The following is a 14,453-nucleotide window of genomic DNA, read 5'->3' as shown; positions in this document are numbered from 1 at the left end:
CCGATGAGCCGCTGTCAGGCGCGCGAAGAGCGTGTCACCACAGCGTGTCCTTCGCGCGCTCACCCCATTCAAGGTCATAGGTCGCCCCGTCGAACGCGCCGTCCGTCACGTCGCGCAGCATGTCGCCCACGCTCGGCAGGCCCTCGGCATCGTTTCGGTCCCACAGCCCCGCCCGCAGAACGGCGCGTGCGCATTGGGAATAGACTTCGCGAATCGTCACCACGATCACGGACTTGGGATTGCGCCCGTTGTGCTCGAACCGCCCGGTCAGCGCCGGGTCGTCCGTCAGCACCGCCGTGCCGTTCACGCGCATCACGTTCATCGACCCCGGCACCATGAACATGAGCGATATGCGCCCGTCCCGCACGATATTGCGGAGCGTGTCGAGGCGGTTGTTGCCCTTCCAGTCGGGGATGGCGAGCGTGCGCGCATTCAGTTCCAGCGCCACCGGCCCATCCTCGCCGCGCGGGCTGGCATCGGTGCCTTCCGGCCCCACGGTCGAGACGATGCAGAACCGCGACGCGGCGATCCATGCGCGGTAGCTGGGCGTAAGCCGGTCGGTGACCTTGATCGTCGCGGGTTCGGAGGGCTTCGCAGGATAAAGCGCCTCGAGCGCCGCGATGGTTTCAATCACCTTCATAGCTGTCCGGGTCGAACCCCGCCTCGCGCATCAGCCGGTCGGAGTTCTTTTCGACCGTCTCCTCCAGCACGGCTTGAAACGTCTCGATCGGCAGCCCCGGTTCGATCGCAGGCAGGAATTCGAGCACAGCCGTGCCCGGGTACTTGGTGATCCCGTTCTTTTTCCAGAACACGCCCACGTTCGTCGCCGCCGGAATGCAGCGTTGTCCGCTTTCGGTGTAGATAACGCCGGAGCCGATCTTGTAGGGCTTCTTCGCCCCCGCCGCGACGCGGGTGCCTTGCGGAAAGATGATGAGCTGACCGGGTCGGGACGCGCCGCTGGCGACATCGGCCATCATCTGCTTCACCGCCGCACCGCGCTTGCCGCGATCCACGGGGATACAACCGATCGCCTTGGCGAAGTAGCCGAGCACGGGGGCGTAGACCAACTGCTTCTTCATGATGAACTTCGGGCGCGGCACGGCCGAAACGATCAGGATGATGTCGAAAAAGCTTTGGTGTTTCGAGCAGATCAGAACCTCGTCCGTCGGCACATCGCCGCGGATTTCGGATTTCAGCCCGATGACCCATCGCGCGAGGAACCGGACCACGGCGGTGTAGTGGCTTACGGCCGTATAGGCGTAGTCGCGGTCGATGAGCGTGAGGAAAAAGTAGATAACCCCCATCACCCCCATCGCGCCATACATCAGCCCGGCGAAGAGGATTGAGCGGATGAACTGGATGGCCTGCATCAGGTCAACTCCCGCAGCGTGCTGTTGGCGGCGGCGCGCGTGGCGGCAAAGGCCACGATGGCCGCGAGCAGCGGAATAGCGAAGGGCAGGGCCCAATGCCAGCCCTGGAACCCGAGACCGGTCAGGAACTGGCCCCCGATGTCGGCGGACGGCAAGAGCAGGATGGCGATCATGCCGACGATCATGCCGACGCTCGCCCCGATCAGCGCACGCAGGGTGAACCGGCGCACGAAGGCCCCCGCGATGTAACTGTCGCGCGCCCCGACGAGCCGCAGGACGTGGATCACCTGTGCGTTGGCCGCCAGTGCCGCGTTGGCGGCCAGCGTGATCATCGCCGCCGTCGTCAGTGTGATGAGCAGGATCGAGATCGCGCCCAGCCCGCGCAGGCGTTTGGCCGCGCGCACCAGCGGGTCGCGCCAGCGGGTGTGGTCGTCGAGCACGGCGCCCGGCGCTTCACCGGCAAGGCGTTGGCGCAGCCCCTCGGCGTCGTAGCCGTCGCCTTCTTCGATCACTTCGATCAGCCGGGGGATCGGCAGGGTGTCGAGCGGAAGGTCCGGGCCGAACCACGGTTCGAGCAGCGCGCGCTGTTCCTCGTCGGTGAGAACCCGCGCGTTCGCGATGCCCGGTGTCGTGCGAAGCACGTCCATGACCGCGATCACCTGCTGGTCCACCTGACCTTCTGGAGCCGACACGCGGATGGTCGACGATTGGGCCAGCGCATCGCCCCATTGCTCGGCCAGACGCCCGGTGGCGAGCGACAGGGCCAGCGCGAAGACGGCGAGAAAGGCCATGGCACCAGACGCGAACAGGGTCAGGCGTGCCGTGAAGCCGGTCGGCGGCACCACCCGGTCGGCCTGTGCGTCGCCCGTGAGAAGCGTGAGGAAGCTGGCGAAACGCGAAATCACAGGTCCGCCCCCGCCAATTGCAGCCGCCGGTCGGAAATCCGCAGCACCCGAGCCTGAACCTGTGCTTTCGCTTGCCGGATGAGGTTCATGTCATGGGTCGCGATCATCACGGTCTTGCCCATGCGGTTCAGTTCGATGAGCAGGCGCAAAAGGCGCAGAGACATTTCCCAGTCCACGTTGCCCGTGGGTTCGTCCGCCAGAATGACCTCGGGCGACATGATGACGGCGCGGGCAAGGGCCGCGCGCTGTCGTTCGCCCCCCGACAACTCTGGCGGCAGCGCCTCCATCTGGTCCTGAAGCCCGACCCAGCCCATCAGGTCCGACAAGTCCTGAAGCTCGGTATCGCGACCCGACACCATCAGGGGCAGGGCCACGTTCTCGATCACCGTCATGTGGTCGAGGAATTGAACGTCCTGATGCACGACGCCGATCCTCCGCCGGGCCTCGGCCACGTCGTCGCGCGTCATGGTGCGCACGTCATGGCCGAAGAGGGCCGCGCGGCCCTGCGTCGGCACGAGCGCCCCGTAGCACAGCTTCATCAGCGTGGTCTTGCCCGCGCCCGATGGTCCGGTCAGGAAGTGGAACGACCCCGGCGCCAGCTTGAGCGACACGTCGGACAGAAGCGGCCCGCCCCCGCTGTAGCCGTAGGAGACTTCCTCGAATTCGATCACCGCCCCGCCTCTCTTTCTTCGGAACCGTTTTGCCCCACGGTGTGAATTGTTTCAATCTCGGGATTGCAAAGGTTTGATTTTCCGGGCTTTGCTTCGCATAGTGGCGCAAACGGGTGGACCGGGCGACCGGGGAATACGAAGGACAGGGCGAGGTTACAGGTCATATGCGGCTGGTATGCCCGAATTGCGGTGCGCAGTACGAGGTCGACGATCGCGTGATCCCCGAGGGTGGACGCGACGTTCAATGCTCGAATTGCGGTCACGCATGGTTCCAGCGCAGCGCGAACTGGCAGGAGCGTGCGCCGGATCACGACCCCGACGCCGCTCTGGCCGCGCCTGAAAACACCCACGACAGCCAGACCGCCCCGGACGAAGACGACTGGGGTGACGAGCCGGAAACACCTGCTCCGGCCCGGCCACGGCGCGAGCTCGACGACGGGGTCCGGGATATTCTCGCCGAAGAGGCGCAGCGCGAAATGGCCGCGCGCGCCCATGAGGGCGGGACAGTCGAGACCCAGGGCGAACTGGGCATCGAGGATTACGGCGACCCGGAAGAGGAACGTCGCCGCATCGCCCGCGAACGGATGGCCCGGATGCGCGGGATCGAAGAGGGCGAGACGCTTGAGCCCGAGGTCGCGCCGCCGCCTCCCCTCGGCCCGCAGGCGCGTCGGGACATGTTCCCCGATATCGACGAGATCAACTCGACCCTCGATACACCGGACAGCGCCAAGCCGAAGCCGAAGCGGACGCCGCGCCCGGCTGCCGACAAGGACAAGGGCCGCGAACCGCGCGGGGGGTTCAGCCGTGGATTTTCGATCGTGGTCCTGCTGGTCGCCATCGCCTTTGGGCTTTACGTCTTCGCGCCCAGGATCGTGGAGCTTTTCCCCGGCATCACGGACACCATGGTCGCCTATGTCGATCTCGTGAACCGCCTGTTCGGCTGGATCGAAGGGCTGATGCAGGGTGTCGTCGACAAGCTCGAGGATGCGGCGGGCGAGGGCTGATCGTCACCACCTGAACAAGAAAAAGGGTGCCTTTCGGGCACCCTTCGTCGTTTCTCGGTTCGGTATGTCAAACGGGGAGTAGGATGTCTGCGAAAAACGCCGACAATTCGTCGTAGCCATCCAGCGGCAGAACATGGGCCACATACTGGTCCGGGCGCACGACGATCATGCAGCCCTTGTCGCGGTCGATCCCACGCATCTCGTAGATGTCGCCCAACCCCTTGTGGTCGAGGCAGAAGACCTTTTCGTAATCCTGCAACCCAAGCGGGCCTTTGATCGGTTTCAACAGCGACGGCATCTTCTCATACGCCATCTTGTCGAACGTGGTCTGAAAGATCGCGCGCAGGTCGATGACGGCGTCGATATCCTCGTCCTCGCGGGTGTGGCGGACAACGGGCGAGGCCGGGTCGCGCTCCAGCCAGTCGGCCAGCTTGTGCAGCGCTGAACCCGGCTCCGACGTGTCGTTCTTGCCGCCGAAGGCATAGATGCGCCAGCGCCCGTCCGCCTCGGCGGCGTGGCCAAGCTGCATCTGCATCGCATCCGACACGCGCACGACAGGGGCCGAGTGGAACCTGCGCCCGATCTCCTCCCCCGTGGCCAGCGCCTGATGGGTCGGCGCGCCCGTCACCCGCGACGGGTCGTATTTGACGGCCAGCCCTCCGGTGAATTCGAGGTTCTCGATGAAATGCTTCTGGATGCGCGGCATGTCGGTGCCGTCCAGTTCGCTTTCGCCCGGCGGGGCCGACATGATGCGCGCCCATTTATGGTCGGTCTCGACCAGCCGCTTGGCTTCGGTCAGCCGCTCGGCGCAGTAGGTGTGCAACAGGCTCGGGTCGGCCCGGCCCGTCAGCACATGCGCCAGCTTCCAGCCGAGGTTGAAGGTATCCTGCATCGACACGTTCATGCCCTGACCCGCCTTCGGGCTGTGGGTGTGGCAGGCATCGCCCGCCGTGAAAACGCGTGGATTGCGCGTGGCACGGTCTTCGGGCGGCACGTCGTCGAAGGTCTCGGAAATCCGGTGCCCGATTTCGTAGACCGACCACCACACCACCTCTTTCACGTCGAGCGTGTAGGGGGTGAGGATGCGCTGGGCGGCGGCGATCATATGATCCTGCGTCAGGTTGCGCGCCGACACCCTTTCGTCGGGGTTCAGCTTGTCGAGTTCGACATACATGCGGAACAGGTAGCCGCCTTCGCGCGGCAGGATCAGGACGTTGCCTTCGGATTTCGACGCGATCAGGCACTTCTGGCGCACGTCCGGGAAATCGGTATTGGCGAGAATATCCATCACGCCCCAGGCCTGATGCGCCGCGTCCCCTTCCAGTTTGCCGCCGATGGCCGTGCGCACCGACGACCGCGCCCCGTCGCAGCCGACGACGTAGTTCGCCCGCACCACATGGGTTTCGCCCGCGTTGATCCCGGTGTTTTCGAGGATCACGGTCACCGGATGATCCTCGGTCGTGGTGTCGACGGTCAGGTCCTTCACTTGCCAGGAGTAATCCGGCACGTTGCGGGCCGCCGACTTGCGCGCGACGTCGAGGAACAACTCGTGCACCCGCGCCTGATTGATGAGCGTGTGCGGCATTTCGGAGGAATCGTCGGCCACGTCCTGCACCCGCCCGATCCGCTTGATGTGGCCGGGGTTCGCGGTGTCAGGCACCCAGAAATTCGTCTGGTTCACCCAATAGCTCTCGCGCTTGACCTTCTCGCCGAAGCCGAAGGCCTGAAACATCTCCATCGTCCGGGTGTTGATGCCGTCCGCCTGCCCTTTCTCGATCGGGCCGGGTTTGCGCTCGACCAGCATGGTGTCGATCTCGGGAAACTGCGAAAGCTGCGCGAACAGGCAGGTGCCCGCGGGGCCGGAGCCTGCGATCAGCACGTCGACCTTGTCGGGCAGGGGGGCGAAGGGCGCGCGGTCGCGCCGTCCGGGCGCCGCCTGTTTCAGGTCCGGGTCACCGCCGCGAAAGCCGTCTTCGTAATACTGCATGGTCCATCCTCCTCTCGCGGCGCGGGTCGCACCGAGCGTCTGGCAAATTAATATCTATACTTATCATTTTCCGTCAAGGAAAAATAAGTATACATATCATATCGGCCAAGCTATTGTCTTTGCGATGGTTTCGGGCGAGGAGGGCCGGGGATGGAAGCACAAGGCATGGCCGGGCACCTGATTCGACGCCTCAACCAGGTCTCGACGCAGGTCTTCACCAAGGGGATGCAAGCGGCGGGGTACGACCTCACCTCCGTGCAGTTCGCCGCGATGGACGCGATCCGGGAGGAACCGGGGATCGATCAGGCCACGGTCGCCGCGAAAATCGCCTATGACCGCGCCACCATCGGCGGCGTCATCGACCGCCTCGTCCAAAAAGGGCTGGTCGAACGCACGGTCTCCAAACGCGACCGCCGCGCCCGCGAAGTGCGCCTGACGCATACGGGCGAAACGCTGTTCGCGGACATCCTGCCCCTCGTGCGCGCGCTTCAGGCCGACATCCTGCCGGGCCTCACCGAGGGTCAGCGCGCCACCTTTCTGGCCTTGGCGCGTCAGGCGGTCGCCACGGCGGAGACCGCCGCGCAATCCGGCGACTGACGCGTTCCTCTTCTCTGGTCCGAAAATACCTCGGGGGGTGCGGGGGGCTGGCCCCCCGCCTTGGTCGGGTCGCGCCAGGGCGCGATCCGAACCTCAGAACAGGTCCAGAAGTCGTTCGATGTAGTCGCGTTCGACCTGCGGACGCTCTGTTTCACCCGACCGGCGACGCAACTCTTCCATCAGTTCCTCGGCCCGGCGATAGACGTCTTCGCCATCGGCGAGCGGGCTGTCCGACGACAGCGCCCCGCGCTCGCCCGCCTCGCGACCCAGCGGGTCACGCTCGTTGCCCTGCGGCCCGCCGCGGTTCGCGCTTTGCTCGCCGCCCTGCTGGCCTTCCTGCTGTTGCTCGGCCTCGCGCCGCATCGCGTCTTCGAGGTTGCGCATCCCTTCGCGCATTTCCTCCATCGCATCGGCCTGACGGTCGAGCGCACCCGAGGTGTCGCCCCGTTCCAGCGCCTCGGCGGCTTCGTCCATCGCACGGCCCGCGCGGTCCAGCGCGTCGCGTGCCGCTTCGCCCTCTTCCGTGCCGGCACCGGGCAGGTTGTTGCGCTGGCGTTCCAGCTCGCGCTCCAACTGCCGCTGGCGCTGCGACAGGCTGCCCTGAAGGTCGCTCTGACCTTCCTGCGTGCCCTGTTGGCCCTGTCCCGGCTGCCCCTCACCGGGCTGGTTCTGACCCATCTGGTCGCCGTTCTGGCCTTCCTGGCCCTGCTGACCTTGCTGTTGCCCCTGCTGCTGACCCTGTTGGCCCTGCTGTCCTTCCTGCTCCTGAAACGTCTCGTCGGAAAGGTCGCGCTGATTGCGCAGGGTCTCCTGCAAGCCCCGCATCGCCTGTTGTCCCGGCGACTGCTGGCCCTGACCCTGCTGCTGGGTCATCTGCATGTTTTCCATCATCTGCTGAAGCATCTGGAGCATCTGCGCCGCTTCCTCGGTCCGGCCCTCACGCATCAGTTCCTCGATGCGGTCCATCATCTCCTGCAAATCCTGCTGGGTCATCTCCATCGTGTTGTCGCCCTGATCGGGCTGGTCCAGCTGGTTCTCGGGCGGCTGCGCGTTCTGCGCCAACTGCTCCATGTAGTCGCGCATCGCCTCGCGCAACTCGTCCATCAGTTCCGACAACTCGTCCGGGGTTGCGCCCTGCCGCATGGCTTCCTGCAACCGTTCCTGCGCCCGGCGCAGCCGTTCGAGCGCGTCGTTCAGAGCGCCTTCCTCCAGTTCGATGGCGAGATCCCAAAGTGCCTGAGCCACCTCGTCGCGCACCGACGGGTTCAGGTCTTCTTCTTCCAGCGGACCCAGCGAGGCGCGCAGCATCTCGGCCTGCTCGGCCTTGGGGAAGAAATCCTCCGGGCGGTTCGAAATCGCGCGCAGGATACGGGCCGACGCCGCGGCGTTGTCCGTCGTCCAAAGGATGTCGCGGCGCATCTCGATGACGGCCTGTGCGATGGGGTTCAGAAACCGGCGGCCCGGCAACACGATGTCGAACGGGGTACTGGTCCCGGTCTGGCCCGCCGCGTCGGTCGCGGTGAACGTCACCGAAACCGGCATTTCCGCCCAGGGGTGCTGCGCGAAGTTTTCGACCAGAAGCTCGTCGACCTCCGAGCGGTCGCCGCGGAAGGGCATCGGCAGATCGACAACGATCGGCTCGCGCGGTTCGGGCTCGGCGGCAAGGCCGAAGGTGCGGTCGACGCTCGGCATGTCGATTGTGACCTGCGCCGTGCCGGTGGCCACACCGTAATCGTCGGTTGCGCGAAAGCCCTGACGCATCTCGCCCGCGAGGGTGCGGGACAACTCGCCCGACACCTCGATGGCCGGGTCCGCGTCGTCGATCGCGCTCACCTGCCATTCGTCATCGCCAATGGTGAGCGTGCCGTCGGTGTCGATGGTGAACAGGCGCGTGGGCACCGGCTCGGTCGGCGGTTCCTCCGACCATGTCTCGGTGATCTCGATCTCGTCGACCTTGCCGTAAAGGCGCAGGGTGACGCGCGAACCTTCGGGCACTTGAAGCGTGCCGGGAGTCTGATCGCCAAGGTAAAGCGTGGGTTTCCCGGTGTAGGACGGCGGTTCGACCCAACCCTCCCAGCTTGCCTGTGCGACCTGATCGCCACCCGCGCCGGGGATCATGGCGGTCAGCCCCGGACCCGCGGCGCGCACGCCGAAGAGCAGCGCGACCGCAAGGGCGGTCAGCGCGATGAGGCGGATGGCATAGGGATCGCGCGGGGCGAGGTCGGCGCGCGGTGCCTGACCCTTGGCGGCGTCCAGCTTGGTCGCCATGCGCGCAAGATGCGCCTCCCACACGGCGCGCGAGCCGAGGTCGGTTGCCCCGACGGCCTGTGCATCGGCCAGCGCCGCGATGGGCGCACCGGGGAGAGAGGCGTCGAGACGCGCCATCGCGTCGATCTTGGTGGGGGCCCGGTATCGGGCGAAGCCCAGAACCAGCGTTGCGATCCCCGCGATGACCACAAGCCCCGCGACGACCTGCGTGACCAGCAGCGGCGCGATAGCGGCAAGGCCGGACAACGCCCATGCGAGGGCGAGGAACAGGACTGTGGCAAGGGGCCAGAACGCGCGTGTCAGCCGTTCGACGAACAGCCCCGCCCATGTCAGGCGGAGCGGGCGTTTCACGCGCGCGGCGGCGGCTTCGGGGAGATTGTCGTAACGCTCCATCGGGGCCTTTCGCTGTCTCGCGGCCCCGAATTTAGGTCAGAGCCACTCAGGTATCGTATCGCGCGCCAGCATCTCTTCATAGGTGGGACGCGCGCGTATGACCGCAAAGTGATCCCCGTCCACCAGCACCTCGGGGATGAGGGGGCGCGAGTTATACTCCGACGCCATCACCGCGCCGTAAGCCCCCGCCGAACGGAAGGCGACCAGATCGCCCGCGCCCAAGGGCGGCAGGTTGCGCTGTTTGGCGAATGTGTCGCCCGTTTCGCAGACCGGGCCGACGATGTCGTGCGGAGCCTGTTCGACACCCGGCGCGGCCTCGATCACCGGCACGATGTCGTGGTGCGCGTCATACATCGACGGGCGCACGAGGTCGTTCATCGCACTGTCCAGAATAAGGAAATCACGGCCTTCGCCATGCTTCAGATAGATCACCGAACTGACCATGAGGCCCGCGTTGCCCGCGATCAGCCGCCCGGGTTCGATCTCGATCTCGCAGCCCAGATCGCCCACCGTCTCGCGGATCACCTGCCCGTATTCCAGCGGCAGGGGCGGGGCCTGATTGGAGGTCTCGTAAGGAATGCCAAGCCCGCCGCCGAGGTCCAGCCGAATGATCTCGTGCCCGTCCTCACGCAATGCGTGAGTGAGGTCCGCGACCTTCTCGTATGCTGCGCGGAAAGGCGCCAGATCGGTCAGCTGCGACCCGATGTGAACGTCGATCCCCACCGCCTTCACGCCGGGGAGGCCGCGAATCTCGGCATAGACCTCGCGCGCCCGCGCGATGGGAATGCCGAACTTGTTCTCGGACTTGCCGGTCGCGATCTTGGCATGGGTCTTGGCGTCGACATCCGGGTTCACACGGATGGTCACCGGGGCCACCGTGTCCATAGACATGGCGACCTCGTTCAGCGCCAGAAGCTCCGGCTCGCTTTCCACGTTGAACTGGCGGATACCGTTTTCCAGCGCGAGGCGCATCTCGTCGCGCGTCTTGCCGACGCCGGAAAACACGATCCGGTCGCCCGGTATGCCGGCGGCCAGCGCGCGGCGATACTCACCGCCCGACACCACGTCGGCGCCCGCCCCCAGATCGCCCATCAGCTTGACGACGGCGAGGTTGGAGTTGGCCTTCATCGCGTAGCAGATCAGGTGATCCATGCCCGCGAGCGCCTCGTCGAATACCTGATAATGGCGGCGCAGGGTCGCGGCGGAATAGACGTAGAAGGGCGTGCCGACACTGCGGGCGATATCGGTGATCGACACGTCCTCGGCGTGCAGAACGCCGTCCTTGTAGATGAAGTGGTCCATTCCGGCCCCCTGAGAAATGCCCGAACGCCCTACACCGCGCGAAACCCGCGATCAATGAGGATCGAAGGCGGATTCCTTTGGAGAATCGACCGGGCGGGTGCTTTCATGGGCTGGGCAGCCGGACACATCGGAAGGGCCAAGCCATGGACACGCGCGAATTCGCAGACCTGGAGCGCCGGGAATGGGCCGATGCCGATGTCGCGCGGTCCTATGCCAATGCCTTCGCCAAAGCCTCGGACATGGTGGTGCCGCATCTGGTGGCGGCGGTGGACACGGGGCCGGGGCGGACTGTGCTCGACCTGTGCTGCGGGCACGGCAACGTCGCGGCAGGGCTGGTCGCATCGGGGGCGGATGTGACCGGGCTGGATTTCTCGGCCCCCATGCTGGACCTGGCGCGGGCCAATGTGCCGGATGCACGCTTCGTCGAGGGCGACGCCATGACCCTCCCGTTCGCAGGCGCGCAATTCGATGCGGTGACCATCGGTTTCGGAATGCCGCATCTGCCCGACCCACCCGCCGCCTTGCACGAGGCGCGGCGCGTTCTCAAACCCGGTGGCAGGATCGCCTTTTCCGTCTGGTGCGGGCCGGAGGTCGACACGGCGCTGGGCTATGTCTTTGACGCCATCGCCACGTATGGCGACCCGTCAATCGTTCTGCCACCGGGGCCGGGGGCGAACGATTACGCCGACCCCGACACGGCCTATCCCGCATTGGACGCCGCCGGGTTCACGGATTTCACCTGCGAAACGGTCCCGTCACGCTGGGACGTCACCGATCCCGGCGCGCCCTATGACTTTTTCCTCGAAGGTACGGCGCGGGGCGGGGCGCTTCTGCGCCCGCAGCCCGATGCGCAAGCCCGCGCCATTCGCGAAGCGGTCGTCGCCCGCGTCCGCGCCAATCATGGCGACGGCCCCCGTTGGAACGTTCCCATACCGGCTGTCGTCATCTCGGCGCGCGCGATTTAGGGCAATCCCGCCTGTGGATAAGTGATTATCCGCGGTGAGCGAACGGAAAACCCGGTCTCGTTTCCACGCCAAACCCAATTCCCGAGAAAACCAACCTTTTGTCCGGAACGCATCACAGTCTTGCCCGATTTGGCGGCGATACAATTTCTTGTTGGGGCGATGACTGTAGAAAGATCAATTATGGACCGACTGACCGAAATGGAGGCCTTCGCCACTGTCGTGGACCAAGGCGGCTTCACGGACGCGGCGAAGAAAATGGGGATTTCCAAGTCTGCCGTCTCCAAGCACGTATCCTCGCTGGAGGCGCGCCTCGGTGCCCGCCTTCTCAATCGCACCACGCGCCGCGTCTCGCCGACCGAAATCGGTCTGGCCTACTACGATCGCGCCCGCCGCGTTCTGAACGACGCGGGGGAGGCCGACGCACTGGTGACCTCGATGCAAAGCGCGCCCTCGGGCCTTCTGCGCATCTCGGTGAACACCGACTTCGGCGTGAACCACCTGTCGCCGGTTCTGGGCCAGTTCCTTCAGGACTTCCCGGACGTGAACGTGAACATGGTTCTGAACAACCGCTACGTCGAGCTGATCTCGGAAGGCTTCGACATGGCCATCCGCGTGGGCGAGATGGAAGACAGCAGCCTGCGCGCCCGCAAGATCGCGGACACGACCCGGCGCATGGTCGGCAGCCCGAACTACTTCCAGAAATACGGTCGCCCGATGCGCATCGACGACCTGAACGAACACAAGCTTCTGCACTACAGCTCGCAATCTTCGGGCAACGTGTGGAAGGTGCCGGCCCCCTCGGGCGAAGTGCGTCAGGTGCGCACCGCCGGGTGGCTGTCGGTCAACGACGGTCAATCGCTTCTCAACGCCGCAATCGCCGGTCTGGGCATCGCTTACCTGCCCTCCTTCCTCTATGCCGACGCGCTGGAGCAGGGGCTGGTCGAGGACGCGATCCCCGAGCTTCCGATGGATGTGCAGGGCATTTACGCGGTCTACCCGCCGGGGCGTTTCACCCAGCCCAAGGTCCGCGCCTTCATCGACTTCCTTGTCGCGGCATTCAACGACAAGGGCCCCGACAACTGGTAATACGGACGGTCGGTCCAGACTTTCCCAGCCTGACATAAGGGCAACCTGAGCACCAGAAGGATGGCAGTCCTCTGGTGCTCGTTCTTTTTTGCAGGCGACGACCCTTCGGACGCGAATGTCTTTTGCGCGACGTGTCGGGAAAGGTTAAACCGTTAAGTATGAACGAATTGCCCTGGATCGACATCGCGTCTTATGTCGCCTCGTCCCTGGTGTTCGTTGCCTTTTTCATGAAGGCGATCCTGCCGCTCAGATTGATGGCCATAGCATCGAATGTCGCCTTCATCGTCTATGCCTTGGGCGCGGGGCTTGTTCCGATCCTCGTCCTTCACCTTTGCCTCTTGCCCCTCAATGCCTGGCGAATTCTGCAACATATGGCGGTCGTGCGGCGTGTGCGCGATGCCGCCACCGGAGCGCCTGACATTCGCAAAATCCTGCCGCTGATGCAGATGCAGACCTATGGCGCAGGCGACGTGATCTTCCGCAAGGGCGATCCGGGCCGGTCGCTCAGGTATCTGGCGGAAGGTCGCGTTCGGTTCGACGAAGTGGGGGTCGAGATCGGCGAGGGAACCGTGTTCGGCGAGATCGCCCTGTTCCTCGATACCCAAAGCCGCACTGCGACCGCGACCTGTCTGACCGACTGCACGGTTTATCGGTTATCGAAGGAAAAGGTGATCGAACTCACCGTGCTCGATCCGGGTTTCGGGCTGTTCCTGACGCGCATGGTGGCCGAACGTCTTCAGCAGAATGTCGAAGCGACGCGGTCCGCCTAGGTCGGGCGTTGCGCGGTCCACATGCTACTGGCCTGTCGTCCCGCATCGCAAGCGAGAGCGAGCGCCCCGCGCGGGGTGAAGGGGTAGATCCGAACCTTGGTCGCTTCGACCCCCTGATCCGTCCAAGTGCGTTTGAAGTCGTCGAGTCGCCCCTGAAAGTCGATCCTCGACACACCCTTCCCGGCCAACTCCCGCAACAGGTAAAACTGTTTCAGGATACCCGGCGCATACTTGCGGTAGTCTTCGTCATAGGCGGTCTTGTGTGCCCAGTAGGTGCCGCCATAGAGCTCGCCGATGCTCATGGCGATGGATTTGCCGTCGAGATCGAGGAATGTCAGATGCAGCCGCCCATGTTCGGCCAGCGTGCGGCAGTAGAAGCGGAAGAAGCTTTCCTGCTGCGGGTCCGTCGCCAGCGCGACCCCGGCGCGGGATTTCCACCCGCTCGCCTCGATCGCGAGCGCGGTGTCGAGCAGGGCGTCGACGTCCGACACGGACGGTGTCAGAAACGCCGTTTCTAGCTTTCCAAGCTCCGTCAGCCGTCGTTCGCGCCGACGGATGGATTGCGCGGTCTTTTTCTTCAGGTGCTGGGACGGGTCCGTCCACGTCGTGTCGAGGTTCAGCCACGGCTTCACCAGCCCCGGCAGCGGACGTGTCAGCACCAACGCGCGGCCACGGGCCGCGTCCCGAAGGGCGGGGATGAGGGGCGAGTGCGCCGGATAATCGCCAAGCGTGATCGGAGCCCCGAAACCGATGAGGGCACGGGCGATCGCGGGAATGGCTGCATCCGAACGGCGCGGAATTTCGACCCCGCCGCCTTCGTTGCCCAGCAGGCTATACCAGCCGATCGCGTCGCGCCGCCGCATCAGCGGGATGAGTGCCTCGGGCCGCTCCGCATCGCCGACAAGGAGGATCTTGGACTTGTCGCGCACCCCGTAGGATTTGAGCGAAATGTCCGACCAGACGCGCAGGTTCATCGGCGTGCGCCGATCCTCGGGCACGACCGCATCCCACGTGGCGGCCGAAACTTCATCGAGATCGACCGTGCGTATCGGCTGAAGTGCGTCCAGCGTTTCGGACTCCTTGCGTCCCAGTGTGCCCGAAGGGGTCATGTCGTCGGCAGTCAGCATATGTTCGG

Annotated in this window: 13 protein-coding genes; 5 read left to right on the top strand and 8 right to left on the bottom strand. The window is 65.2% G+C overall.

The window, feature by feature from the left end; translation table 11 throughout:
• Positions 1-34: 34 nt before the first annotated feature.
• Genes FCT00_RS04060 through FCT00_RS04045 form a run of 4 tightly spaced genes read right to left on the bottom strand, consistent with a single transcriptional unit; the run spans position 35 to position 2,946 of the window.
• Positions 35-640, bottom strand: coding sequence for a pyridoxamine 5'-phosphate oxidase family protein (locus tag FCT00_RS04060; RefSeq protein WP_138421944.1), 606 nt, complete (start codon positions 638-640; stop codon positions 35-37).
• Positions 627-1,370, bottom strand: coding sequence for a lysophospholipid acyltransferase family protein (locus FCT00_RS04055; protein ID WP_138421943.1), 744 nt, complete (start codon positions 1,368-1,370; stop codon positions 627-629). Before FCT00_RS04055 ends, FCT00_RS04060 begins: the two co-directional genes overlap by 14 nt.
• Positions 1,370-2,275: a cell division protein FtsX gene (locus FCT00_RS04050; protein ID WP_138421942.1), complete on the bottom strand. Its 906-nt coding sequence runs from the start codon at positions 2,273-2,275 to the stop codon at positions 1,370-1,372. Before FCT00_RS04050 ends, FCT00_RS04055 begins: the two co-directional genes overlap by 1 nt.
• On the bottom strand, positions 2,272-2,946 hold the full coding sequence (locus FCT00_RS04045) for a cell division ATP-binding protein FtsE (RefSeq protein WP_008333703.1): 675 nt from the start codon (positions 2,944-2,946) through the stop codon (positions 2,272-2,274). The genes FCT00_RS04050 and FCT00_RS04045 overlap by 4 nt, the downstream gene beginning before the upstream one ends.
• A 113-nt stretch (positions 2,947-3,059) precedes the next feature.
• On the opposite strand from FCT00_RS04045, the gene FCT00_RS04040 reads away from it, so the two are divergent.
• On the top strand, positions 3,060-3,950 hold the full coding sequence (locus tag FCT00_RS04040; protein ID WP_171042877.1) for a zinc-ribbon domain-containing protein: 891 nt from the start codon (positions 3,060-3,062) through the stop codon (positions 3,948-3,950).
• Between the two features lie 67 nt (positions 3,951-4,017).
• Here FCT00_RS04040 and FCT00_RS04035 read toward each other — a convergent pair whose 3' ends face one another.
• Positions 4,018-5,937, bottom strand: coding sequence for an FAD-dependent monooxygenase (locus FCT00_RS04035; RefSeq protein ID WP_138421940.1), 1,920 nt, complete (start codon positions 5,935-5,937; stop codon positions 4,018-4,020).
• 150 nt (positions 5,938-6,087) lie between these two features.
• Between FCT00_RS04035 and FCT00_RS04030 the strand changes: the two genes are divergently transcribed.
• On the top strand, positions 6,088-6,534 hold the full coding sequence (locus FCT00_RS04030) for a MarR family winged helix-turn-helix transcriptional regulator (RefSeq protein ID WP_138421939.1): 447 nt from the start codon (positions 6,088-6,090) through the stop codon (positions 6,532-6,534).
• Between the two features lie 93 nt (positions 6,535-6,627).
• Here the strand turns inward: FCT00_RS04030 and FCT00_RS04025 are convergent, their stop codons facing one another.
• Together FCT00_RS04025 and lysA are read right to left on the bottom strand one after the other, a co-directional pair.
• The gene (locus FCT00_RS04025; protein WP_138421938.1) at positions 6,628-9,195 is read right to left on the bottom strand and encodes a TIGR02302 family protein; all 2,568 of its coding nucleotides are present in this window, start codon (positions 9,193-9,195) and stop codon (positions 6,628-6,630) included.
• A gap of 36 nt (positions 9,196-9,231) precedes the next feature.
• Positions 9,232-10,497: a diaminopimelate decarboxylase gene (gene lysA / locus FCT00_RS04020; RefSeq protein WP_138421937.1), complete on the bottom strand. Its 1,266-nt coding sequence runs from the start codon at positions 10,495-10,497 to the stop codon at positions 9,232-9,234.
• A gap of 143 nt (positions 10,498-10,640) precedes the next feature.
• Between lysA and FCT00_RS04015 the strand changes: the two genes are divergently transcribed.
• The 3 genes from FCT00_RS04015 to FCT00_RS04005 all read left to right on the top strand — a co-directional run bounded on the left by FCT00_RS04015 (position 10,641) and on the right by FCT00_RS04005 (position 13,318).
• On the top strand, positions 10,641-11,462 hold the full coding sequence (locus FCT00_RS04015) for a class I SAM-dependent methyltransferase (RefSeq protein WP_138421936.1): 822 nt from the start codon (positions 10,641-10,643) through the stop codon (positions 11,460-11,462).
• Between the two features lie 180 nt (positions 11,463-11,642).
• The gene (locus tag FCT00_RS04010; RefSeq protein ID WP_008333711.1) at positions 11,643-12,548 is read left to right on the top strand and encodes a LysR family transcriptional regulator; all 906 of its coding nucleotides are present in this window, start codon (positions 11,643-11,645) and stop codon (positions 12,546-12,548) included.
• A gap of 158 nt (positions 12,549-12,706) precedes the next feature.
• Positions 12,707-13,318, top strand: a complete 612-nt coding sequence (locus tag FCT00_RS04005) for a Crp/Fnr family transcriptional regulator (protein WP_138421935.1) — start codon at positions 12,707-12,709, stop codon at positions 13,316-13,318.
• Here the strand turns inward: FCT00_RS04005 and FCT00_RS04000 are convergent.
• Complete coding sequence (locus FCT00_RS04000) at positions 13,315-14,445, bottom strand: GNAT family N-acetyltransferase (protein ID WP_138421934.1); 1,131 nt, start codon at positions 14,443-14,445, stop codon at positions 13,315-13,317. The genes FCT00_RS04005 and FCT00_RS04000 overlap by 4 nt on opposite strands.
• Between the last annotated feature and the right edge of the window lie 8 nt (positions 14,446-14,453).

This window comes from Maritimibacter alexandrii (assembly GCF_005871115.1).
Classification (GTDB): domain Bacteria; phylum Pseudomonadota; class Alphaproteobacteria; order Rhodobacterales; family Rhodobacteraceae; genus Maritimibacter; species Maritimibacter alkaliphilus.
This window is presented reverse-complemented; position numbering and strand designations above follow the sequence as displayed.